This window comes from Allobosea sp. OAE752, from assembly GCF_050433265.1.
In the GTDB taxonomy this organism is placed as follows: Bacteria; Pseudomonadota; Alphaproteobacteria; order Rhizobiales; family Beijerinckiaceae; genus Allobosea; species Allobosea spartocytisi.
On record NZ_JBNPXO010000003.1, the window covers coordinates 203,502 to 226,088 of the forward strand.

Genomic DNA, 22,587 nt, shown 5'->3' on the forward strand with positions numbered 1-22,587 from the left:
GCATCAGCCGACGGCGCGGCGGCGCTCCGGCTGGGTTTCCGTCACGAGCTCGGCGCGACCGACGAGATGGCCCTGCAGATAGGTGACGCCCCAGTCGCGCAGCATCGTCGCCTGCAACTCGTCATCGACCCATTCGGCGACGGTCTCGACCTCGAGATGGCGCGCGAGATCGATCAGCGTGCGGACATAGAAGCGGTCGTCGGTCGAGCGGCGCAGATTCTGCGTAAAGGCCCCGTCGATCTTCAGGATGTCGATCGGGAAGGCGCGCAGATGCTTGAGCGAGGTATGCCCCGCGCCGAAATCGTCGAGCGCGATGCGGCAGCCATGCTGCTTGATCCGGGCGAGCAGCTTCGCGATCCGGACCGGGTCCTGGATGGTCGCCGTCTCGGTGATCTCGACGATCAGCCGTGAGGCGAGGCCGCGCGACGAGCCGGCCAGCGTCAGGAAGGCGTCGAGCCATTCGGGGTCGCCGAGCGAGACCGGCGAGACGTTGATCGACAGCGTGAGCGCCGGGTCCCCGGCCAGCATCGCCAGCGCCAACTCGAACACGCGATGGTCGAACAGCCGCACGAGGCCGCGCCGCTCGAGCAGGGGCACCAGCTCGGCCGAAGCGAAGAACAGGCCGGCCTCGGGCTGCCCGACGCGCAGCAGCGCTTCGTGGAAGGCGACCTCGCGGGTGCGGGCCGAGACGACAGGCTGCAGGGCCAGCCGCACCCGCCGCTCGTTCAGCGCGGTGACGGCCTGGACGTCGAGCCCGCCATGGTCGGCCCTGTCCTGGCGCCGGCGCTGCGGGCGGGCGATGACGGCATCCTCGCAGGCGCCGGCCCGCGCCGCCGCCAGCGCGCCCTCGGCCGCCGCCAGCAATTCGCCGGCATGGCTGCCGAGCTCGGGCGCATGGGCCGCGCCGACGCGCAGCCGCACCAGCGCGATGCCATGGCTGGTCTCGATGGCGGATTCCGCGACCACCTTGATGAAGCGGCGGGCCGCCGAATCGATCTGGTCGCGCGGGCAGCCGGACAGGATGATCGCGAAGCTGTTGCCGGCATAGCGAACGAGATGGTCGCGCTGGCGCGTCACCGAGCGCAGCCGCTCATGCGCCGTGATGACGATCTCGTCGGTCGCCTCATGGCCGAAATCGTCGTTGAGGCGCGCAAGCTCGTCGATCGCCGCGACGAGGACGACCACCGGCCGGTCCTGCGGCAGATGCTCCTGCAGGCTGAGGCCGATCTGCTCGACCAGGGCCGGGCGGTCGCAGAGATCGCTGCCGGAAGAGCCGAATTCCTCGCTGCGCACCGCGCGGTCGAGCCGCAGCACGCCGCGGGCGCAGGCCGGGCGGCCGTCGCTGCCGGCGAACCAGCGGCCGGTATCCTCGGCCCACATCTTCCGGCCGCCGAGATCGATGGCGTAGCGGGTGCGGTAGAGCACGCCCTCGCCCTGATCCTGCTCGCTCGAGCCGAAGATCGCGTCGTAGCGGCTCGGGCCGCTGCCGGGCTCGACGAGTGCGGCGAAGCCGATGCCCCGCGTCATCGCCCGCTCCGGGAGCGTGCCGAAAACATCCGTAGCATTCGGGCCCAGGCTCAGCGCGTCGCTCTGGATGTCCCAGCTATAGACCACCTCGCCGATCGACGAGAGCAATCCCCTCGGATCAGCCGCATTGTCCTTGCGGAAGCTGAAAAGCGCGGGGGAAGGCATCGCGGGCGGCCTCATCGGACTGTTCGCGCCGCATCGTTCTGGTGCGGCCCCGCCATGTCCGGCTGGTTGGGGAAGTGTTTCGAAATGATGAAGGGTTTTTGCTTAACGCCCCGTTAAGCGTGGCGACCGTCTTGCAACTTCCGCCCCGTCACAGAGTGCCTGTGCCGGAGTGAGACATATGCGTAACGGAGAGAGGCCAGCGCCTGAGGGGTTGAACCTCAGCGCGTCCGCGCTCGTGCTGCTGCAGGCCGCGGCCTTCAAAGCGCGGATCGGGCCCTTCGCGCTCAAGGGCCTGGCGACGTCGCAATCGGCCGTGCTGCTTTATCGCGCCGCGGCGCGGCTGGCGGCGTTGTCGTCGGCGAGGCGCTGAAGGGCTTACAGCCCCGCCCCCGGCATATCGCGGTAGGGCAGCCATTCCGGCGCCGTCATGCTCACAGGTCCCGAGCGCGACTCTCGGCCCGGCAAGACAAAGAAAAAACCGGCCTTTCGGCCGGTTTCATCAGATTCGAGCGAAGGCCGGAGGCGATCCGGCCATTCCGGCTCAGGCGTCGGCCTTGACCTTGAGAACCTGGCGGCCGCGATACATGCCGCTCTTCAGATCGACATGGTGCGGGCGGCGCAGTTCGCCGGAGTTCTTGTCCTCGATATAGGTGGGCTGCTTCAGCGCGTCGGCCGAGCGGCGCATGCCGCGCTTCGACGGCGACGTCTTCTTCTTCGGAACGGCCATTGTACTCTCCATCGTGCCGCCGCTCGGAGCGCCGCTCGCCAAAGCTGCGCCACCGCCACGACGACGGATCAATCTCGTGAGGCGTTGCCCATACACGCTCAGGCGTGCGCTGGCTAGAGCCTCATGTGAAAAAGTGGCTGACTGACCTTTGCCCATAACGATGTCGGGCGCCGGAGCCGGCTTCGTCTTCGCGGAGGAGTTAGCCGGGCAAGGCGCAATTGCCAAGGGAGCCGAGCTGGCCCATGCGGCGCAGAACGCGCCCGGAGGCCGATTGCAGCGCGCGACTCGGCTTGCCCGGATTGCGCAGGATCGGATTCGGCAGGGCCCCGGCAAGACGCGCCGCCTCCACCGGGGTGAGCCGGGCGGCGGATTTGCGGAAATAATGCTGCGCCGCGGCCTCGGCCCCGAACAGGCCCTCGCCCCATTCCGCGACGTTGAGATAGACCTCGATGACGCGCGGCTTGCCCCAGGCGAGGTCGCTCACCATCGCGAGCGGGATTTCCAGCCCCTTGCGGATGTAGGAGCGCCCCGGCCAGAGGAAGACGTTCTTGGCGGTCTGCATGGTCAGCGTCGATGCGCCGCGGCTCGGCCCATCCTCATCTTCCATCACCGCGTTGAGCTCGACCCAGTCGACGCCGCGATGGCTGCAGAAGCGCTGGTCCTCGGAGGCGATGACAGCGCGGATCAGATTGGGCGAAATCCGCTCCAGCGGCACCCATTCGCGCTCGACCGGCCGCAGCGTCAGCCAGCGGCCGAGCATCAGCGTCGAGGGCACGGGCACGAATCGATAGAGCACCAGAGCAACGACGAGGGCGAGGACGAGCCAGAAGGTCAGCCTCAGGCACCATCCGAAAACCCAAGCCAGGAGACCGCTCCCTGTTTCCCGCCGCTCCGCCGACGCATCCGCCATGGCCCCGCACCTTGACGATGCGGCAAACGTCCGGCAAGGCCCCCGTCCCGGCAGCGAACGCGAGACCCACGCATGAGTTCCGTCCCGTCACAGGCCAGCCACGCCGATCTCGATGCCCGGCTGGCGCAGAATGCCGCGGCGGTCGAGACGCTGCTCGAGAGCCTCCTGTCCGAGACGCCGGCGGCCGGCGAAATCCTGCGTCCGCCGCGTCTGGTCGCCGCGATGCGCCACGGCGCGCTCGCGGGCGGCAAGCGGCTGCGGCCGTTCCTGACGGTGGAGACGGCCCGGCTTCTCGGCGTTCCCTCGGCACAGGCGCTGCGGGCCGGCGCCGCGGTCGAACTGCTGCATTGCTATTCGCTTGTTCATGACGACCTGCCGGCGATGGACGACGACGATCTGCGCCGGGGGCGCCCCACCGTCCACAAGGCCTATGACGAGGCAACCGCGATCCTGGCAGGCGATGCCCTGCTGACGCTCGCCTTCGACGTGCTGGCCGATCCGGAGACGCATGAATCGGGTGAGATCAGGGTGGCGCTGGTGCGCTGCCTCGCCCGCGCCTCCGGGCTTGGCGGCATGGTCGGCGGCCAGATGCTCGATCTCGCCGCCGAGGGCCGCTTCGAGGCCCAGAAGCATGCCTTGGCCGAGGCGGAGATCCGGCGCCTGCAGGCGATGAAGACCGGGGCGCTGCTGGCGGCCAGCGTCGAGATCGGCGCGCGGCTGGGCGGCGCCGATGCGGCGGCGCTGGCGGCGCTCGACGCCTATGGCCGGGCGCTGGGCGCGACCTTCCAGATCGCCGACGACATTCTCGACGTCGAGGCCGATGCGGCCCAAATGGGCAAGGCGACGGCGAAGGACGAGGACAAGGGCAAGGCGACGCTGATCGGCGTGCTGGGGCTCGACGGCGCCAAGCGCGAGCGCGACCGGCTGAGCGAAGCGGCGGTGAAGGCGCTCGACGGCTTCGGGGCCACGGCGGACACGCTCAGGGCCGCGGCGCGCTTCGCCGCGCAGCGAAAGAGCTGAGAGGCGCGGGGAGCGGTCCGCTCAGTTCCGCCGGAGCAGCCGCTCCAGATAATCCAGTTCCTCCTGCGGCCGCAGCGGATCGCCGAGGCGCTTGCGCAGCTCCTCCAGGATGCGCCGCGCCCGCTGCGTCGCGCTCTCGTCGGCACCGGGAACCTTGACCCGGCCATCGGCCCAGTCGCGCTGACGCTGCGGGCGGCCGAGCGGATCCTCGCTGCCGCGCTGCTGGGCCGAAGGGCGGCCCTGCTGGCGCCCGTCCGGCTCGCCATAGGCCTGGCCCTCGCCGTCGCCCTCGCCGGGCTGGCCCTGCATCTGCTGGGCGAGGTTCTGGCCGCCGCGGCGCAGCGCGTCGAGCGCGCGGCCCTGCGCGTCCAGCGCCCCTTCCCCATCGCCTTGCCCGAGCTGCCGTTCGGCCTCGCGCATCGCCTCCTCGGCCTCGCCGAGCTCGCCATTCTGCGGCGCGCCCATGCCGCGCATGCGCCGCTGCAAATCCTGCAGCCGCTCGCGCAGGGCCTGCTGGCGCTGGGACAGGCCACCCTGCCCCTGGCCGTTCTGGCCCTGCATGCCCTCGCCGCCTTCGCCATCATCGCCCTGGTCGCCCGGTTGCTGGCCCGGCTGCTGACCGCGCTGGCCCTGCTGGCCGCGTTGCCCTTGCTGGCCCTGCTGGCCACGCTGACCGGGGCGCGCCTGCTGCTGGCCGGGGCGCTGGCCGCGCTGGGTCTGCCCCTGCCCGCGCTGCTGGTTCTGATAGGTCTCGTCGCGCAGGTTCTGCTGGTCGCGCGTCATCCGGTCGAGATCGCCCAGCGCCTGGTTCATCTGGTTCTGGCGCGGATCGCCCTGGCCGGGCCGCGCCATCTGCAGATTGTTGAGCATCCGGTTGAGCTCTTCCATCAGCCGCTGCGCCTCGGCCATGTCGCCGCGCCGCGACAATTCCTCGATGCGATCGAGCATGTTCTGCAGGTCGCGCGGCGTCACCGTCCGGAAATTCTCCGGCAGCTGCGCCTGGTTCTGCTGGCCGTTCTGCTGCTGGCGCATCATCTGCTCGGCGAGCTGGCGCATGTAGTTGTCCATCGCCCGCCGCATCTCCTCGGTGAGCTTCTTGATCTCCTCCTCGGAGGCGCCACGCTCCAGCGCCTGCTGCAGATTCTCCTGCGCCTGCCGCAGCGCCCGCTCGGCATCGGACATGTCGCCGTCCTCGAGCTGGAGCGCCATCGCCCACATCAGCTCGGACACCTCGCGCAACTCGTCGTCGCTGCCGGATTTGCGCAGCCGCTCCGTCAGCATGCGCATGCCGAGATAGGTCCCCATCTCCTTCATGAAGAGCCCGGGCTCGATCATCAGCGCATCCATGGCGAGCTGCACCCTGGAGCGGTCGTCGACATTCATCACGAGCTTGCGCCGCTGCTCGACCAGCGCCTTGGCCAGCGGATTGGTGAAGGTGCGCTGCGGCAGCACGACCTCGACCGGCTGGCTATGCCCCTCCTGCCCGGCCTCGTCCTTGGCGATCAGCACCATCCGGACCTTGGCGCCAGCCCAGGGATGCGCCGAGAAATCGACGGTGCCCTTGAGTTCCTCCTCGCCAGTGGCGGAGGAGGGCACGGCGAGGTTCTGCTTCGGCGGATCGACCAGCGAGCGGCCGCCGGCAGCGGCGTCGGGGCGCGAGACATCGACCTCGATCGAGGCGATGCCGTAATCGTCCTTGGCCTTGTAGGTGATGCTCAAGCCGCCAGACTGGGCGCCGACGACCGGCTTCGGCGTATCGACGAAGGCGATGGTCGGCGGCAGGTCGGGAATGGCGGTGATGCTGAGCGTGGTGCCGGGCGCGCCGCTGCCGGTCAATCTCAGCGTGCCGTTGCCGGCGAGCACATAGCGCTTCTCCAGCACCGCCTGCTGCGGGTCGCTACCTTGTGCCTGCCGGGCCGGCTGGGCGCCCGCCTCGCCATCTTGGGCCTTGCCGTCTTGGGCCTCGGCCGGCTTGGTCTCGAGCTTTCCGGTGGTGACGACGTCCATATTGGTCTTGCCGGCGATGCGCACGACGATCGTCGACTTCTCCGGCGCGCTGAGACGCGGGCTCGCGAGCTTGGCGAAGTCGATCAGGATCGGCGGCAGGCGGGTATAGGCCGGCGGGTCGATCCAGGCGTCGATGCGGGTCGAGGGCGAGGCGCCCGGCGGACCCTGCCAGTCGAAGGCGGCTGAGAGGCGCTGCGTCGTCTCGGGCCCGGCGACGAAGAAGGCCGCAATGGCGGCGAGCAGCGGCACCGCGCGCAGCGCCCGCCGGTCGCGAGCCGCCATCAGCGGATGCGGCGCCTCGATCCTGAGCGCCGCGACCTGCCGGCTCTGGCGCTCGACATGCAGCTTCCAGAGAGCTTGCGAAACCGGATCGCTGGAGCCGACGGCGAGGCTGTCCTGCAGCGCCGAAGCGGGACGATGCCCGCCGGCGAAGGAGCGATCGAGCCGGGTCAGCGCGTCGCGATGCGTCGGCAGCACGATGCGGGCGACGTGCCAGAGGCTGGCGAGAAGGGCCCCCGCAAAGGCGAGCACGCCCGCGATCCGCCCATACCAAGGCAGATGGGTCCACAGTCCGAACCAGGACAAGGCGAGGAAGGCGAGGACGACGCCGAGCGGCAACCACAGCCGCGGCCACAGCCGTTCCCAGCCGAGCGAAACCCGCGAGGCCAGCGTGAGGCGGCGCAACCGTTGCCGGATGCCGTCCATCGTGTCGGGCGCCTTGCGGCGCTCTGCCTCGCTCATGCCATCGCTCCGGGCAGCCCCCATTTCCGTCGGTTCATCGCCTTACTGAAGCAGGCTAACACGGGAATGTGGCATTGCCAGTCCCCGGACCGGCCTTTGCACCGCGCTCGACGTTTCGTGAACGGGCACACAGGCCGTCATGCCCGGGCTTGACCCGAGCATCGCTGAAACCAGAGCCAACTGGTCATGAGATTCTCGGGTCAAGCCCGAGCATGACGCGTGAATCTACGCGAACCACCCCGGCAACCTGTCCGCCCCGATCAGCTCCTCATAGCTCTGGCGCGGACGGGTCACGGCATATTGGTCGCCCTTGACCATCACCTCGGCCACGAGCAGGCGCTGATTGTAGGTCGAGGACATCGAGGCGCCATAGGCGCCGGCGGTCATGAAGGCGATGAGATCGCCCTGCTTCAGCGCCGACAGCACCCGCCCGGTGGTGAAGGTGTCGCCCGATTCGCAGATCGGCCCGACCACGTCATAAGCGACGTCCGGCGCCCCGATCGCCGGCTCGGCCACCGGCCAGATCTCGTGATAGGCCTCGTACATCGCCGGCCGGACGAGGTCGTTCATCGCCGCGTCGACGATGAGGAACTGCTTGGTCGGGCGCGGATTGAGATGCAGTACCCGCGTCAGCAGGATGCCGGCATTGCCGACGATGAGACGTCCCGGCTCGAAGCCGAGCTCGACATCGAGCCCCTTCGTCACCCGTCCCACCATCTCGGCATAGGCCTCGATCAGCCCCGGGCCGTAATCGAAGCTCTTCGGGATGTCGTAGGGAATGCCCAGCCCGCCGCCGAGATCGAGCCGCTCGACGCGGTGCCCCTCCCCCTTCAGCGCGCCGACCAGCGCCACCATCTTGGCATAGGCCGCCTCGAAGGCGTCGATCTCGCGGATCTGGCTGCCGATATGCACGGCAAGCCCCATGATCCGCACGCCCGGCATGTTGGCCGCCCGCCCATAGAGCCGCCCGACCTCCTCGAAGGAGACGCCGAACTTGTTCTCGGAGGAGCCCGTCGTGATCTTGGCATGGCCGCCGGCGCCGATATCGGGATTGACCCGGAACACCGCCTCCTGCCGCTTGCCGAGCGAGGCCGAAACCTTCGAGAGCAGGTCGAGCTCGCTCTCGCTCTCGATATTGACCTGGTAGATCCCGGCCTCGACGGCGAAACGCAATTCCTGCTCGCTCTTGCCGACACCGGAAAACACGATCTTCTCGGGCGGGATGCCGGCGGCCAGCGCCTTGCGCACCTCGCCCTCGGAGACGGTATCGACGCCCGCGCCGAGCCCGCCCAGCGTCTTCAGCACGCCGAGATTGCCGTTCGCCTTCATGGCGTAGAAGACATGCGCCTTGCCCGCCGGCACGGCCTTCTTCAGTGCCTGCTCGAAGAGCTTGTAGTGCCGCTCGATCGTCGCGCTCGAATAGACATAGACCGGCGTGCCGATTTCGGCCGCGATCCGGTTGAGGTCGACGCCCTCGGCATGGAGCGAGCCGTCGCGATAGGCGAAATGATGCATGGGCGGAACCCCGGAACGAGATCTGTTGAACCGTCGCCGTCATCCCGGGCGACCGAAAGGAGACCCGGAATCCCTGCCGGAGCGCTTCCGGTCGAGGCTCAGGCATGGATCCCGGCTCTGCGCTACGCTTGGCCGGGATGACTTCGCGGCAAGCTGATGAGGGCGCCGCCGCTCACATCAGCGGATCGAGCAGGAACGGTTTTTCCGGCACGGTGATCGCCCGGTTCGCCTTGGCCGGCTTGGCCAGCACCGAGGCCGAACCGTAATCCGACACATCGTTCGACTGCGCGCCGATCTGGTTGTCCGGCAGGTCGACGGCGCCGGAGACGTTCGGCGGCGCTTCGAGCGGCCCCTTGCGCCCGCAGGCGGCGAGCGCCACGCCGAGGAGGCCGACGACCAGGAGGGTGCGGCCGAATTTCAGGCGGGCAAGATTCAGACGGGATGGAAGCACGAAGACGAACCCTCGAACGAAACGTGGCGGGACAGTAGCGGAGGATGCGGCGAAGCGCGAGCGGTTGCGACAATCCTTCGCCGCCATTAATCCTTCGCCGCCATTCCGGACGCCGCGAAGCGGAGATCCGGAATCCATCGTAGAGCACCAACGCCCGTCGATGGATCCCGGGTCAAGCCCGGGATGACGTGGCGTTTCGCCGTCCGACTAGCCTTTCGCGAGCTGCTTCAGCCAGCGCCTGGCCTGCTTGCGGACATTGGCCGGGGCCGTGCCGCCATAGCTGACGCGGCTCTTCACCGACTGGTCGACGCCGAGCACGGCGAAGACGGCCTCGGTGATCTGCGGCTCGACCGCCTGCATCTCGGCGAGCGTCAGCTTCTCCAGCCCGACCTTCTTCTCCGAGGCGATGCCGACGAGCCGGCCGGTGACGTGATGGGCGTCGCGGAACGGCATCTTCAGCACGCGCACAAGCCAGTCGGCGAGGTCGGTCGCCGTGGCATAGCCGGCGCCCGCCGCCTTCTTCATCGCCTTGAGGTCGGGCTGCATGTCCCGGACCATGCCGGCCATCGCGGCGAGGCACAGCGAAAGCGTCTGGAGGGCGTCGAATGTCCCTTCCTTGTCCTCCTGCATGTCCTTGGAATAGCTCAGCGGCAGGCCCTTCATCATCGTCAGCAGCGCCTGCAGCGCGCCGAAGACGCGCCCCGCCTTGCCGCGCACCAGCTCGGCCGCGTCGGGGTTGCGCTTCTGCGGCATGATCGAGGATCCCGTCGAGAAGGCGTCGGAGAGCCTGACGAAGCCGAATTGCGGCGTCGCCCAGAGCACGATCTCCTCGGCCAGCCGCGAGAGATGCATGGCGCAGATCGAGGCCGTCGACAGCGTCTCCAGCGCGAAATCGCGATCCGAGACCGAATCGAGCGAGTTCGCCGTCGGCCGGTCGAAGCCGAGCGCCTTCGCCGTCATATGCCGGTCGATCGGGAAAGAGGTGCCGGCGAGCGCGGCCGCGCCCAGCGGGCATTCGTTGAGGCGGACACGGGCATCGCGCACCCGGCCGCGGTCGCGGCCGAGCATCTCGACATAGGCGAGCAGATGATGGCCGAAGGTGACCGGCTGCGCCGATTGCAGATGGGTGAAGCCCGGCATCACGGCGCCGGCATAGGTATCGGCCTTCTCGGCCAGCGCGCGCTGGAGATCGGCCATCTGCCCGTCGAGCTCGTCGAGCGTGTCGCGCACCCAGAGCCGCATGTCGGTCGCGACCTGGTCGTTGCGCGAGCGGGCGGTGTGCAGCCGGCCGGCGGCCAGGCCAATCTTGTCCTTGAGGTTCGACTCGACGTTCATGTGGACGTCTTCGAGCGCACGCGAAAACGTGAAGGCGCCGCTCTCGATTTCGCCTTCGACCTGCTTGAGGCCGGCGGTGATCGTCGCGACGTCTTCCTTGGTCAGGATGCCGGTTTCGGCCAGCATGGCGGCATGCGCCAGCGAACCGCGGATGTCCTGGCGCCAGAGCCTCTTGTCGAAATCGATGGAGGCGTTGATCTCCTCCATGATGGCGTCGGGACCTGTGGCGAAACGCCCACCCCACATGCGGTTGCTCACGGCGGTCTTTCCTGCTTTTGAGGACGCACGATGACGTCAGGAACGAAGATCGGACTGGCCCTCGGGGTCGTGGCGGCGCTCGGCCTCGCTGGCGTGGCAGCCTTCTACTCCGGGCTGGGCGATGCCGGCAACGGATCATGCAGCGCGGCCGCCAAGACCGCAGCGCGCATGGCGCCGCTGGCGAAGGGCGAGGTCGCGGCGGTCGAGATCCGCCCCCGGCCCGAGCCGGCGCCCGAGCTCGCCTTCAGCGGGCCGGACGGTAAGCCGCTGACGCTCGCCGACTTCAAGGGCAAGACCGTGCTGGTCAATCTCTGGGCGACCTGGTGCGCGCCCTGCCTAAAGGAAATGCCGGCGCTCGACGTGCTGGAGCGCGAGATGGGCGGCCCCGATTTCGCGGTCGTCGCCATCAATATCGACACGCGCAACCTCGACAAGCCGAAGGCCTGGCTGGCCGAGAACAAGGTCACCACCCTGCCCTTCTACGGCGACCCGCAGGCTTCGACCTTCCAGGCGCTGCGCAAGGCGCATAAGGTCGAGGGCATGCCGGTCAGCATCATCGTCGACAAGACGGGCTGCGAGCTCGGCATCATCCAGGGCCCGGCCGATTGGGCGAGCGCCGATTCGAAGGCACTGATGGCCGCGGCCACGGGCCGACCCTGACCAATTCCACCTGACCAAAGACCGGATGGACCGCAGAGCCGGCGGCATGACGAACTCTTGTCGCATTGCGGCGTTCTGTTGCGGACGACATCGAAGACCGGAAGGACGAGCCATGACCCATCCACGCAGCCGCGCGAGCCGATTCGGCAGCTCCGGATCCGGCAAGTCCCGGCTCGGCAAGTCCGGTGCCGTCGCGCTCGCCTGCATCGCCTGGCTGGCGCTGGCGCCGGCCGTCGCGCAGGAGCGCAAGCCGATCCCCGGCACCAGCGTCTCGCTCGCCGCACCGAAGGGCTTCGAGCCGGCCACCGGCTTCTCCGGTCTGGTGAACAAGGCGAACCAGGCGAGCGTGCTGATCGTCGAGCTGCCGCCCGAGGCCCATGCGCAGCTCTCCACCCTGTTCGGCAATGCCGATGTGGCCAAGGCGAACTTCGCCCGCCAGAACATCACGATCAAATCGGTGGAACAGATCACTGTCGGCGGCGACAAGGTGCCCTTGCTGACAGGCTCGCAGATCGCACCGACCGGCGACACCTTCGACAAATGGATCGTCCTGCTCAAGGGCGAGAAGACCGTGATGCTGACGGTGCAGGCACCGCAGAAGGCCAAGCTCGCCCCGGCGCAGATCAAGGCGATGATCGCCTCGGTCTCGCTCGGCAAGGAGCCGTCGCTCGACGAGAAGCTCGCCGCCCTGCCCTTCGCCATCAAGGCGGCCGCGCCCTTCCGCGTGATCGACAGCATCGGCGGCTCCGGCCTGCTGATGACGGTCGGCGACAAGAACACCGATCCTTCCGGCACGCAGCCATTGCTGGTCGTCGCCTACCAGCCCACCGGGCCGGTCAAGCCCGGCCAGGAGGACGCCCTTTCCGAAAGCCTGCTCAAGGGCACGCATAATCTGGAAAACGCCACGGTCGCCGAGCGCAAGCGCGTGCCCTTCGCCGGCCAGAACGGCATGCTGCTCACGGGCTCGTTCAAGCACCCGAATGGCAGCAACAAGAGCTTTGCCCAGTATCTGGCGATCGGGCCGGATAGCCGCTTCGTGCGGCTGATCGTCATGGCCGACGAAAGCGAGATGCCGCAACTCCAGCCAGCCATCGACCAGACGGCAGCGAGCATCTCCTTCAAGGACAAATAGCAACCCTCCCCCGCGCGCAGCGACGGCCCGCGCCATTCGGATTGGCGCGGCGCCCCGGCACGGGTAAAGGCATGTCCATGCGTTACACGATCGGCCTCGCCACCACCTTCCACGACCCCGCCCTCGCGATCATCGGCCCGAATGGCGAGGTTCTCTTCGCCGAGGCGACCGAGCGCTATCTGCAGTACAAGCGCGCGCCGAACTGCGAGCCGGATTCGGCCCCGCGCATGGAAGGGCTGCTGAAGCGCTACATCCCGGACGGCGCCGAGGTCGCGATCGCCACGAGCTGGGGCGAGGACTTCACCGGCTTCCTCGACCAGATGGCGCGCGCCGGCTCCCTCAGCCTTGAGGCGCTGCTCAAACTCTCGCCCGAGCTCAACCGCTCGCTCGTGCCGGAACGCACCGAGCGCGCGCTCATCGCCTCGCTCCACCACGCCCAACAGCGCGCCGGCATGGGCGTGCTGCTCGGCCTCGACCGCGCCTATGGCAAGGCCAATGTCACTGGCTTGAAGCGCTACGGCCACCATCTCAGCCACGCAGCCTATGCCTGCTGGTCCTCGCCCTTCGACAACGCCGCCTGCCTCGTCGTCGACGGCATGGGCGAGACCGGCGCCTCGGCCATCTTCGCACTGGAGAACGGCAAGCTGCGCGAGGTGAAGCGCCATCGCGGCCGGGAATCGATCGGCTTCTATTTCGGCCTCGTCACCGACCTCGCCGGCTTCGACCAAGCCAAGGGCGAGGAATGGAAGATCATGGGGCTCGCCCCCTATGGCAAGACCGATCCGGAATTGATGGCGCTATTGCGCAGGCTCTATGCGATCGAGGGCCACAAGCTCTCCTTCGCCAAGGCGGATATCGTGCAGGCGGTTGCCGCCGAAATCCTCGCCCGCCGCCCGGCCGACGCGCTCGACAAGGGCTGGGCCGACCTCGCCCGCTGCGGGCAGGATGTCTTCGCCGAGATGATGGAGGCGCTGCTCGCCGAGACCGCCGCTCTGGTCCCAAGCGAAAACCTCGTCATGGCCGGCGGCTGCGCGCTGAACTCCTCCTTCAACGGCAAGATCGTTGGCCGGCATGGCTTCCGGACGGTCTTCGTTCCCTCGGCGCCCGCCGATGACGGCAATGCGATCGGCGCGGCGTGGCTCAGCCACGCAGAGGCGAACCCGGATTGGCGCGCGCCGAAGGGGCCGCTTTCGCCCTATCTCGGTTCGACGGTCTCGACCGAGCCCTTCAAACGCATGCAGGCTTGGGAGCCGCGCCTGCGCAAGCTCAGCGCCGACGAGATCGCGCCGGTCACCGCCAAACTGCTCACCGAGGGCAAATTGATCGGCTGGGTGCAGGGCCGCGCCGAGTTCGGCCCGCGCGCGCTGGGCAACCGCTCGATTATCGCCGATCCGCGCCCGGCCGACGCCAAGGACATCCTCAACGCCAAGGTGAAGTACCGCGAGGCCTTCCGCCCCTTCGCCCCCTCGATCCTGGCCGAGCACGCCGCCGACTGGTTCGAGAACTACCAGGACGCACCCTATATGGAGCGCACCCTCACCTGGAAGGAGACGGTGCGTGACCGCGTCCCGGCCGTGGTCCATGAGGACGCGACGGGCCGCCTCCAGAGCGTCAAGGCCGAGCGCAACCCGCGCTATCACGCGCTGATCTCGGCCTTCCATGAACTGACGGGCGTGCCGGTGATCCTCAACACCTCCTTCAACATCATGGGCAAGCCGATCCTGCACACGGCGGAGGACGCCATCCTGATGTTCTATACGAGCGGGCTCGACGCGCTGGTGATCGACGACTGGCTGCTGGTGAAATAGCCGGCGCAGTCAGGCATTCCCAAAAACACGCCGTCATCCCGGGTCTCCCTGCGGTCGCCCGGGATGACAGTGCAAAATTCCAAGGTCGAGAAAAATCGATCCGCGCCATTGATCGGTCGGATCACGCGAAGTCGCTGGCGTCGTCCCGGTTTGCGGTCATTCTTCCGCCACCCGCAAAAGGAGACGACGCCATGCTGCAACTGCGCCCGAACTGCGAATGCTGCGACCGGGACCTGCCGCCCCAGTCGCGCGACGCCCTGATCTGCACCTATGAATGCACCTTTTGCACCGATTGCGCCGAGACGCGCTTCGCCGGCATCTGCCCGAACTGCGGCGGCGACTTCACGCGCCGGCCGATCAGGCCGGAGCGCATGCTGGCGAAACACCCGGCATCGACAGAACGCGTCCGCAAGCCGCACCCGCAATGCGCGGCGGCCTGAGAAGCACCGTCAGGTCAGAAAGCTGATTGGGAAACCGGCGAGCCCTCAGCTCGCCTGCTTCACCGAAATGCCCTTCTCCTCGAAGAGCGCCTGCAATTCGCCGGCCTGGAACATCTCACGGGTGATGTCGCAGCCGCCGACGAACTCGCCCTTGACGTAGAGCTGCGGGATCGTCGGCCAGTTCGAATAGGCCTTGATGCCCTCGCGGATCTCCTGATCCTCCAGCACGTTCACGCCTTTGAACGGCACGCCGATATAGCCGAGGATCTGCACGACCTGGCCGGAGAAGCCGCACATCGGGAATTGCGGCGTGCCCTTCATGAACAGCACGACGTCGTTGCTCTTCACTTCGGCATCGATACGGGCATTGATGTCGGACATGGGATAACGGCCTTTCTGCCGGACGATCTGATGGCGCTCGCTGGTGCGGTCCGCCTTATATCGGGGCGAGCGTTAGCAGATTCCAGAGCACCTCGCACCAGCCCCGGCCGCTCATCGGCCCTCAGGGCGCGGCATACCCCTCGGGGAAGGCGCGCGACGCCTCGTTCTCGAAGCGGAAATTGGTCATCGCCCAGCCCTCTTTGATCTTCTTGTAGGTGAACTGGAAGTACATGAACGGATAGCGGTTATCGTCGTACTGTGCGTAGAACACCATCACCCGGATCAGGTCGTTGAAGTTCCGGTCATAGGCGAGGCCGAGGACGTCGGGCTTCTTCTTGCTGAACGGCCTGAGATTGGTGGAGAGCTCGGTGTTCTCGCCCTTCTTCCTCAGAAGCCGCATCACCTCGGCGACGAAAGGCTCGCCGCCGTCACTCTGGAGCTTGTCGAGCAAGGCACGCGAATTCGCGGCCGGATCCTCCACCGGCGGCATGATCTGGGCCATGACCGGACTAGCGCCCAGCGCGATGCAGAACCCAGCGGCAGCCAGGCCGGCGCGCCACGGCGCGAGGCGCAGCCCCCCCGGCGCCGGCCGGCTCATTCCGCCACCGCCGTCGTCAGCGCAAGGGCGTGCAGCACGCCGCCCATATTCCCCTGCAGCGCGGCATAGACCATCTGGTGCTGCTGCACCCGGGTCTTGCCCTTGAAGGCCGCCGAGGTGACGGTCGCGGCATAGTGGTCGCCGTCCCCAGCCAGATCCTTGATCTCGACCGCCGCATCCGGCAGCGCCGCCTTGATCATGCGCTCGATCTCGTGCGCGTCCATCGCCATGGTCTTGCCTCCTCAGGCCGCTTTGCCGGCCATGTAGGACGGCAGCCAGTCTTCATGGATCTTGCGCAGATCGGCGACAGCCAGGGCCGGCTCGCCCGGAAGGCTGAGCGCCGTGCCGCCCGTCTTGCCGATGGTAAGCGCCGGCACGCCAGCCGCCTTCGCCGCCGCGATCACCGCATCGGCCTCGGCAGCCGGGACCGTCAGGACATAGCGCGCCTGATCCTCGCCGAAGAGTGCGGCGTGGGCCGAGCCGGCCGGCAGCGTCTCGATGGTCGCGCCGACGCCCTTGGCCATCGCCATCTCGGCAAGCGCAACCGCAAGCCCGCCATCCGACACATCATGGCAGGTCGAGACCGTGCCCGACGCGATCAGCCCGCGCACGAAATCGCCGTTGCGGCGCTCGATCGCGAGATCGACAGGCGGCGGGGCGCCTTCCTCCCGGCCGCAGATGGTCGCGAGATAAGAGCTCTGGCCGAGCCAGCCCGCGGTCTCGCCGATCAGGATGATGGCCTCGCGCTCGCCCTTGAAGGCAATGGTGGCGTGCTTCGTGACATCGGCCATGACGCCGACGCCGCCAATGGTCGGGGTCGGCAGGATCGAGACGCCGTTGGTCTCGTTGTAGAGCGAGACATTGCCCGAGACGACCGGGAAATCGAGCGCCTTGCAGGCCTCGCCGATGCCGCGGACGCAACCGACGAACTGGCCCATGACCTCCGGCTTCTCGGGATTGCCGAAGTTGAGGTTGTCGGTGATGGCGAGCGGCGTCGCGCCCACCGCGGTGAGATTGCGCCAGGCTTCCGCCACCGCCTGCTTGCCACCCTCGAAGGGATCGGCCTCGCAATAGCGCGGCGTGACATCAGCCGTCATGGCGAGGCCCCGCGGCCCCTCCTCGATGCGGATGACGCCGGAATCACCGCCGGGCCGCACCACCGAATTACCGAGGATCAGCGTGTCGTACTGCTCCCAGATCCAGCGCTTCGACGACAGGTCCGGCGAGCCGATCAGCCTCTTCAGCGCCTCGGCGTTGCCGCAGGGCGGCGTCACGCTTTCCGGCGCGATGCGCTGCTGCGGCGGGGTCTCGATCCAGGGCCGGTCATATTCGGGGGCCTCGTCGCCAAGCTCCTTGATCGGCAGGTCGGCCATGACCTCGCCCTGATGCTTCACGACGAAACGCAGCGTGTCGGTGGTGTGGCCGATGACGGCGAAGTCGAGCCCCCATTTGGTGAAGATCGCCTCGGCGGCCTCCTCATGGCCCGGCTTGATCACCATGAGCATGCGCTCCTGGCTCTCCGAGAGCATCATCTCATAGGCGCTCATGCCCTCCTCGCGGCAGGGCACCTTGTCGAGGTCGAGCTCGACGCCGAGATCGCCCTTGGCGCCCATCTCGACGGCCGAGCAGGTCAGGCCGGCAGCGCCCATGTCCTGGATCGCGTCGACATGGCCGGCGGCCATGATCTCGAGGCAGGCTTCGAGCAGCAGCTTCTCGGCGAAGGGGTCGCCGACCTGCACGGTCGGGCGCTTCTCCTCCGACTTGTCGTCGAATTCGGCCGAGGCCATGGTCGCGCCATGGATGCCGTCACGGCCGGTCTTGGATCCCAGATAGACGATCGCCTTACCGACGCCGGAGGCCTTGGCGTAGAAGATCTCGTCGGCCTTGGCGATGCCGACCGCCATGGCGTTGACGAGGATGTTGCCGTCATAGCGCGTGTGGAAGCCGGTGGCGCCGCCGACATTCGGCACGCCGAAGGAATTGCCGTAGCCGCCGATGCCGGCAACGACGCCGGAGACGAGGTGGCGGGTCTTCGGATGCGCCGGATCGCCGAAGCGCAGCGCGTCGAGGACGGCGATCGGGCGCGCGCCCATGGTGAAGACGTCGCGCAGGATGCCGCCGACGCCCGTCGTCGCGCCCTGATAGGGCTCGATGAAGGACGGGTGGTTGTGGCTCTCCATCTTGAAGACGATGGCCGTGCCCTCGCCGATATCGATGACGCCGGCATTCTCGCCGGGACCCTGGATCACCCAGGGCGCCTTGGTCGGCAGCGTCTTCAGATGGATCTTCGAGGATTTGTAGGAGCAGTGCTCGTTCCACATCGCCGAGACGATGCCGAGCTCGGTGATCGTCGGCTCGCGGCCGATCAGATGCAGGAAGCGCTGGTACTCGTCCGGCTTCAGGCCGTGCTCGGCGACGAGTTGCGGGGTGATCTTGATGTCGTTCGGAATCACGGGCTCAGGCTTCCTGGCGGTCCGGCAAGGGGTTGGCAGGGGCATAGCCTGCCTTAACGTGCGAGACAACGCATTCGCGGCTGAGACGCCGTTTTCAGCTCTGGATGGCAGTCAACGCGGCCCTGAGCGGCGCCGGAATCGGCACCGGCTTCTGGCTCGCCCGCGCGACATAGACATGGGTGAAGCGTCCTTGCGCCGCCGCCTGCTCGCTCCCCTGCCTGAAGATTCCGATGCGATAGGTCACGGAGCTGGTGCCGAGCCGTTCCACCGCGATGCCCGCTTCGACGGTTTCGGGAAAGGCGACGCTCTCGAAATAGCTGCAGCCGGTCTCGACCACGAGCCCGACGATCTCGCTCGTCGCCGGATCGAGGAAGCCGTTCTCGATCAGCCAGCCATTCACCGCCGTGTCGAACCAGCCGTAATAGACGACGTTGTTGACGTGGCCATAGACGTCATTGTCGTGCCAGCGCGTCGGAATGGCGCGGAAGATGCGGAAATCGCCGCGAGTCAGGCGGGATGCACGCTCGGCCATCAGCCTTCGCCTCCCGGCTTCTCGCCGGTCTTGATCTCCGGCACGCCGAGCGCATCGGCCAGCCGCACCTTGGCCGAACCCGGCCGCAAGGGCTTCTGCTGGCTCTCATGCGGCGCCCAGCCGGAGAGCCACACGAACTCGAAGGTCGCCGGCAGGCGTCCATCGGCATCGGCGAAGCGCTCGGCATAGAGCGACGCCGCCCGCAGCAAGGTCTCCCGCTTCAGCGGTGCCTTGCGGCGCGCGACGAGGGTGTTGGCCCAGCCCATCGCCCTGAGATCGCGGAAGAGACCGAAGGCGTCGCGATAGCGCACGGTCACGGTCTCGCTGTCGATGACGGGCAGGGCGAAACCGGCTCGCTGGAGGAGCCCGCCGAGGTCGCGCAGATCGGCGAAGGGCGCGACGCGCGGGCTGACCCCGCCAGTCGTCTCGCTCTCGGCTTCGAGCAGCGTCTGCCGGAGCTCCTGCAGGGAGCGCCCGCCGAGCAGGCAGGCCATGAACAGCCCGTCGGGCTTGAGCGCCCGCTTGATCTGGATGAGCGCGCCGGGCAGGTCGTTGACGCCGTGCAGCGCCAGCAGCGAGACGGCCAGATCGAGCGAGCCGGCCGCGAAGGGCAGCCGTTCGAGATCGCCGACCAGATCGGCCGACGCACCGTCCGCCTCCGCCATGCGCCACACCCGACCCGCCTTGCCGGCAAGGACCGGCGCGACGACCGGCAGCGGCGTGCCGAGATCGACCGCCACCCCGAATTCGCGCAGCACCGCGCCGAGCCGCTCCTCCAGATCGCCGGCCGCGCGTTGCAGCAGGAAATCCGGGTAGTCACCGGCAAGCGCGCGCTTCAGCCGCGACCGGCCGAGCGCACGATCGAACACGAGGCTCTGGTCACTCAACGGGGCATCTCCTGCATGGCCCCTCATCCGGCATTTTCCAGGGAATGGCCACCCGGCAAATCGACTGCGGGAGGCGGTTTCCCATGCCTATCAAACGCGGGGCGTCCCGGACGGAGCGAAGCGGAGATCCGGAATCCCCGCCTGAACCGGTCCGACATGGCTCCCGGGTCGACCTGTGGTCGCCCGGGATGACCCACGCTCTTCCTGTCCGCTTCAGCGATCGAGCAGCTTCTCGATTTCCGCGCGCAGTTGCGGGCCGAGATCGCCGCGGTCGAGCGCATAGGCCACATTCGCCGTCAGGAAGCCGATCTTCGAGCCGGTGTCGTAGATCTCGCCATCGAAGCGCACCGCGAAGAACGGCTCCTGATGCGACAGCGCGATCATCGAATCGGTGAGCTGGATCTCGCCGCCCGCACCCTTCTCCTGGTTGGCGAGCAGGTTGAAGATCGTCGGCTGCAGGATGTAGCGGCCAGTGATGTGCAGGTTGGACGGAGCGGTGCCCTTCGGCGGCTTCTCGACCATGCCGGTGATCTTCGAGACTTTGGCCCTGGCGTCCTCGACGCCGACGATGCCGTATTGATGCGTCTGATCGTCCGGCACCGGCGCGACGGCGATGTGGTTGCCGCCATGCTGGTCATAGGCCTCGATCATCTCGGCGAGGCAGCCCTTGCCCGCGCTGTAGTGCAGCATGTCCGGCAGCAGCAGCGCGAAAGGCTCGTCGCCGACGATCTCGCGCGCGCACCAGACCGCATGGCCGAGGCCGAGCGGCGCCTGCTGGCGGGTGAAGCTGGTCGCGCCCGCTGCCGGCAGATCGTGCTTCAGCGCCTCCAATTCCCTGGTCTTGTTGCGCTTGGCGAGGGTATCGTCCAGCTCGTAGGCCATGTCGAAATGATCCTCGATCACCGCCTTGTTGCGGCCGGTGACGAAGATGAAATGCTCGATGCCGGCGGCGCGCGCCTCATCGACGACATGCTGCACGACCGGACGGTCGACGATGGTCAGCATCTCCTTCGGGATCGCCTTGGTGGCGGGCAGGAAGCGGGTGCCGAGACCAGCGACAGGGAGAACGGCCTTGCGGATGCGTTTCGTCATGAAGGGTCCTTGACGCGAGTGCCTTTGCCGAAGCGAGGCTTTGATGGGGTGGGCCGCACAACTGTCACTGTCGTCGGCCATCAGGAGCGTATTAGCTGACAGGCCTTGAGAACCCGTCAACCGGTTTCGGATAGGCAGAGTTCCAGACGAAGATGAGGCAAGAGTGACAATGGCGGTATTGGTCTCAGGCGGCGCCGGCTACATCGGCAGTCATATGGTGCTGGAATTGCTCGATCGCGGCGAAAAGGTCGTGGTTCTCGACAATCTCTCGACCGGTTTCTGGTGGGCCGTTCCGCCCGAAGCGACCTTCATTCAAGGGGATGTCGGCGATCAGGAGCTGGTCGAGAAGCTGATCGCCGAGCATGGCGTAACGGCGCTGGCGCATTTCGCGGCGCGAATCGTTGTTCCTGAATCGGTGAGTGATCCGCTTGGTTATTATTTCAATAATACTGTCAAAACCCGAGCATTGATTGAAAGCGCCGTGCGCGGCGGCGTCAAGCACGTGATCTTCTCCTCGACGGCGGCGGTCTATGGCGAGCCCGCCGTCTCGCCCGTGCCCGAGGAGATCGCGCTCAACCCGATCAACCCCTATGGCCGCTCCAAGCTGATGAGCGAATGGATGCTGCAGGACGCCGCGAAGGCCCATGGCTTCTCCTACATCGCCCTGCGCTATTTCAACGTCGCCGGCGCCGACCCGAAGGGGCGTTCCGGCCAGTCCTCGCCCAACGCCACCCATCTGATCAAGGTCGCGAGCCAGGCCGCGCTCGGCCAGCGCGACGGGCTCACCATCTTCGGCACGGATTACGCGACGCCCGACGGCACCTGCGTGCGCGACTACATCCATGTCACCGATCTCGCCCGCGCCCATCTCGCCGCGCTCGACCATCTGCGCGACGGCGGCACGAGCCTGACGCTGAACTGCGGCTATGGCCGCGGCTATTCGGTGAAGGAGGTCACCGAGGTGGTGAAGAAGGTCTCCGGCATCGACTTCCCGGTGACGCTCGCCGCGCGCCGGCCCGGTGACCCGGCCTCGCTCATCGCCCGCGCCGACCGCATCCAGGCCGAACTCGGCTGGCGGCCGCAGCATGACGATCTGGAGGAGATCGTCGGCCAGGCCCTCGCCTGGGAGGAGAAGCTCAGGATGAAGAACGCCTCGGCCTGAACTTCACATCACGCCGTCTTCCGAAAACCCACCGTCATTGCGGACAAGCCGCGTCAGCGGCGCCGATCCGGAATCCATCGAGAAGCACCGCGCTCTGTGATGGATTCCGGGCCTTCGCCCGGAATGACGGTGCGTGTCCGGGAAGGCAGCACGCATCCGACCTCAGGCCGCCGCCGTTTCCCCGACAGGCTGGCCGACCGCCACGACGGTCAGGCGCTTCACATCGCCGGAGCGCGTCGTCCAGTCGATCGAGCGGCCGGAAGCCATGCCGATCAGCGCGACGCCGATCGGCGTCATCACCGAGATCCGGTTCTTCTCGATATCCGCATGCTCAGGCCAGACCAGCGTGACCTTGGTCTCCCGCCCGGTGCTCTCGTCGCGATAGGTGACTTCGCTGCCGATATGCACATGCTCGGCCGAGACCCGGCCTTCCGGCAGGATGCGGGCGCGGTCGAGCTCATGCGTCAGCTCGGCGGCGAGTTCCGGCATGGTGTTGGCGGCCCCCGCCGCGATGCGGCTGAGCATCGCATGGTCGGCGGCGGTCACGGTGATGGCAGGGCGCGCGGGCGCCTTCCTGGTCTTGTCGGTCATGTCTGTCTCTCGGAGAAATCAGCGCAGGCGGCCAGGCGCGAAACAGGCCCGGACGAACGCCGTCGCTGGAAGATGGGGATCAAGTGGAGGCGCCCCCGGACCGGAGGCGCCAAGCGCGACAGGCCCGGGGCTATAAGCCCGCGATGACGTTACCCGACCGATGCCGGCCGCGAGCGAAGGAAAAGGCGCTGTGCA

General features: G+C 67.7%; 22 protein-coding genes. 7 read left to right on the forward strand and 15 right to left on the reverse strand.

What is annotated here, in order from left to right; all coding sequences use genetic code 11:
• Positions 1–3 precede the first annotated feature (3 nt).
• Entirely contained in the window at positions 4–1,692 is a 1,689-nt protein-coding gene (locus tag GGC47_RS10150; RefSeq protein WP_051988132.1) for a GGDEF domain-containing phosphodiesterase, read from the reverse strand.
• A gap of 211 nt (positions 1,693–1,903) precedes the next feature.
• Here GGC47_RS10150 and GGC47_RS10155 point away from each other — a divergent pair, with 211 nt between their 5' ends.
• Positions 1,904–2,062 (forward strand): hypothetical protein, encoded by a 159-nt coding sequence (locus GGC47_RS10155; RefSeq protein WP_162720285.1) that lies wholly within the window; start codon positions 1,904–1,906, stop codon positions 2,060–2,062.
• Positions 2,063–2,233: 171 nt separating this feature from the next.
• Here the strand turns inward: GGC47_RS10155 and rpmF are convergent, their stop codons facing one another.
• The gene (gene rpmF / locus GGC47_RS10160) at positions 2,234–2,419 is read right to left on the reverse strand and encodes a 50S ribosomal protein L32 (RefSeq protein ID WP_038363858.1); all 186 of its coding nucleotides are present in this window, start codon (positions 2,417–2,419) and stop codon (positions 2,234–2,236) included.
• Positions 2,420–2,618: 199 nt separating this feature from the next.
• Entirely contained in the window at positions 2,619–3,329 is a 711-nt protein-coding gene (mtgA, locus tag GGC47_RS10165) for a monofunctional biosynthetic peptidoglycan transglycosylase (RefSeq protein ID WP_081925442.1), read from the reverse strand.
• A 72-nt stretch (positions 3,330–3,401) separates the two neighbouring features.
• On the opposite strand from mtgA, the gene GGC47_RS10170 reads away from it, so the two are divergent.
• The gene (locus GGC47_RS10170) at positions 3,402–4,349 is read left to right on the forward strand and encodes a polyprenyl synthetase family protein (RefSeq protein ID WP_142022014.1); all 948 of its coding nucleotides are present in this window, start codon (positions 3,402–3,404) and stop codon (positions 4,347–4,349) included.
• 21 nt (positions 4,350–4,370) lie between these two features.
• Here GGC47_RS10170 and GGC47_RS10175 read toward each other — a convergent pair whose 3' ends face one another.
• The 4 genes from GGC47_RS10175 to argH all read right to left on the reverse strand — a co-directional run bounded on the left by GGC47_RS10175 (position 4,371) and on the right by argH (position 10,656).
• Positions 4,371–7,097: a TIGR02302 family protein gene (locus GGC47_RS10175; protein ID WP_142022015.1), complete on the reverse strand. Its 2,727-nt coding sequence runs from the start codon at positions 7,095–7,097 to the stop codon at positions 4,371–4,373.
• A gap of 225 nt (positions 7,098–7,322) precedes the next feature.
• A complete protein-coding gene (gene lysA, locus GGC47_RS10180) occupies positions 7,323–8,612 on the reverse strand; it encodes a diaminopimelate decarboxylase (RefSeq protein WP_142022016.1) in 1,290 nt (429 codons plus the stop codon).
• A gap of 172 nt (positions 8,613–8,784) precedes the next feature.
• Positions 8,785–9,063 carry an LPS translocon maturation chaperone LptM gene (gene lptM / locus GGC47_RS10185; RefSeq protein ID WP_133564704.1) on the reverse strand — a complete coding sequence of 93 codons (279 nt, stop codon included), beginning with the start codon at positions 9,061–9,063 and terminating at the stop codon, positions 8,785–8,787.
• Positions 9,064–9,270: 207 nt separating this feature from the next.
• A complete protein-coding gene (gene argH, locus GGC47_RS10190; RefSeq protein ID WP_142022017.1) occupies positions 9,271–10,656 on the reverse strand; it encodes an argininosuccinate lyase in 1,386 nt (461 codons plus the stop codon).
• Positions 10,657–10,686: 30 nt separating this feature from the next.
• Here argH and tlpA point away from each other — a divergent pair, with 30 nt between their 5' ends.
• The 4 genes from tlpA to GGC47_RS10210 all read left to right on the forward strand — a co-directional run bounded on the left by tlpA (position 10,687) and on the right by GGC47_RS10210 (position 14,696).
• A complete protein-coding gene (gene tlpA / locus GGC47_RS10195; RefSeq protein WP_112765236.1) occupies positions 10,687–11,316 on the forward strand; it encodes a thiol:disulfide interchange protein TlpA in 630 nt (209 codons plus the stop codon).
• 112 nt (positions 11,317–11,428) lie between these two features.
• A complete protein-coding gene (locus GGC47_RS10200; protein ID WP_142022018.1) occupies positions 11,429–12,448 on the forward strand; it encodes a hypothetical protein in 1,020 nt (339 codons plus the stop codon).
• Positions 12,449–12,525: 77 nt separating this feature from the next.
• Positions 12,526–14,256 (forward strand): carbamoyltransferase family protein, encoded by a 1,731-nt coding sequence (locus GGC47_RS10205; protein WP_142022176.1) that lies wholly within the window; start codon positions 12,526–12,528, stop codon positions 14,254–14,256.
• Between the two features lie 191 nt (positions 14,257–14,447).
• Complete coding sequence (locus GGC47_RS10210) at positions 14,448–14,696, forward strand: DUF1272 domain-containing protein (protein WP_142022019.1); 249 nt, start codon at positions 14,448–14,450, stop codon at positions 14,694–14,696.
• Between the two features lie 45 nt (positions 14,697–14,741).
• Here GGC47_RS10210 and grxD read toward each other — a convergent pair whose 3' ends face one another.
• The 7 genes from grxD to galU all read right to left on the reverse strand — a co-directional run bounded on the left by grxD (position 14,742) and on the right by galU (position 20,639).
• A complete protein-coding gene (gene grxD / locus GGC47_RS10215) occupies positions 14,742–15,077 on the reverse strand; it encodes a Grx4 family monothiol glutaredoxin (RefSeq protein ID WP_112765233.1) in 336 nt (111 codons plus the stop codon).
• A 121-nt stretch (positions 15,078–15,198) separates the two neighbouring features.
• Positions 15,199–15,675 carry a hypothetical protein gene (locus tag GGC47_RS10220; protein WP_142022020.1) on the reverse strand — a complete coding sequence of 159 codons (477 nt, stop codon included), beginning with the start codon at positions 15,673–15,675 and terminating at the stop codon, positions 15,199–15,201.
• Positions 15,672–15,905, reverse strand: coding sequence for a BolA/IbaG family iron-sulfur metabolism protein (locus GGC47_RS10225; protein ID WP_038363838.1), 234 nt, complete (start codon positions 15,903–15,905; stop codon positions 15,672–15,674). Before GGC47_RS10225 ends, GGC47_RS10220 begins: the two co-directional genes overlap by 4 nt.
• Positions 15,906–15,917: 12 nt before the next feature.
• The gene (gene purL, locus GGC47_RS10230; protein WP_142022021.1) at positions 15,918–18,128 is read right to left on the reverse strand and encodes a phosphoribosylformylglycinamidine synthase subunit PurL; all 2,211 of its coding nucleotides are present in this window, start codon (positions 18,126–18,128) and stop codon (positions 15,918–15,920) included.
• 94 nt (positions 18,129–18,222) lie between these two features.
• Positions 18,223–18,660, reverse strand: a complete 438-nt coding sequence (locus GGC47_RS10235; protein WP_142022022.1) for an acyl-CoA thioesterase — start codon at positions 18,658–18,660, stop codon at positions 18,223–18,225.
• The gene (locus GGC47_RS10240; RefSeq protein WP_142022023.1) at positions 18,660–19,547 is read right to left on the reverse strand and encodes a methyltransferase domain-containing protein; all 888 of its coding nucleotides are present in this window, start codon (positions 19,545–19,547) and stop codon (positions 18,660–18,662) included. The genes GGC47_RS10235 and GGC47_RS10240 overlap by 1 nt, the downstream gene beginning before the upstream one ends.
• Before the next feature lie 213 nt (positions 19,548–19,760).
• Positions 19,761–20,639 (reverse strand): UTP--glucose-1-phosphate uridylyltransferase GalU, encoded by an 879-nt coding sequence (gene galU, locus GGC47_RS10245; protein ID WP_112765230.1) that lies wholly within the window; start codon positions 20,637–20,639, stop codon positions 19,761–19,763.
• Positions 20,640–20,808: 169 nt separating this feature from the next.
• On the opposite strand from galU, the gene galE reads away from it, so the two are divergent.
• Positions 20,809–21,801 carry a UDP-glucose 4-epimerase GalE gene (gene galE / locus GGC47_RS10250; protein WP_113254908.1) on the forward strand — a complete coding sequence of 331 codons (993 nt, stop codon included), beginning with the start codon at positions 20,809–20,811 and terminating at the stop codon, positions 21,799–21,801.
• Positions 21,802–21,963: 162 nt separating this feature from the next.
• Here the strand turns inward: galE and rnk are convergent, their stop codons facing one another.
• On the reverse strand, positions 21,964–22,392 hold the full coding sequence (gene rnk, locus GGC47_RS10255; RefSeq protein ID WP_142022024.1) for a nucleoside diphosphate kinase regulator: 429 nt from the start codon (positions 22,390–22,392) through the stop codon (positions 21,964–21,966).
• Positions 22,393–22,587 lie beyond the last annotated feature (195 nt).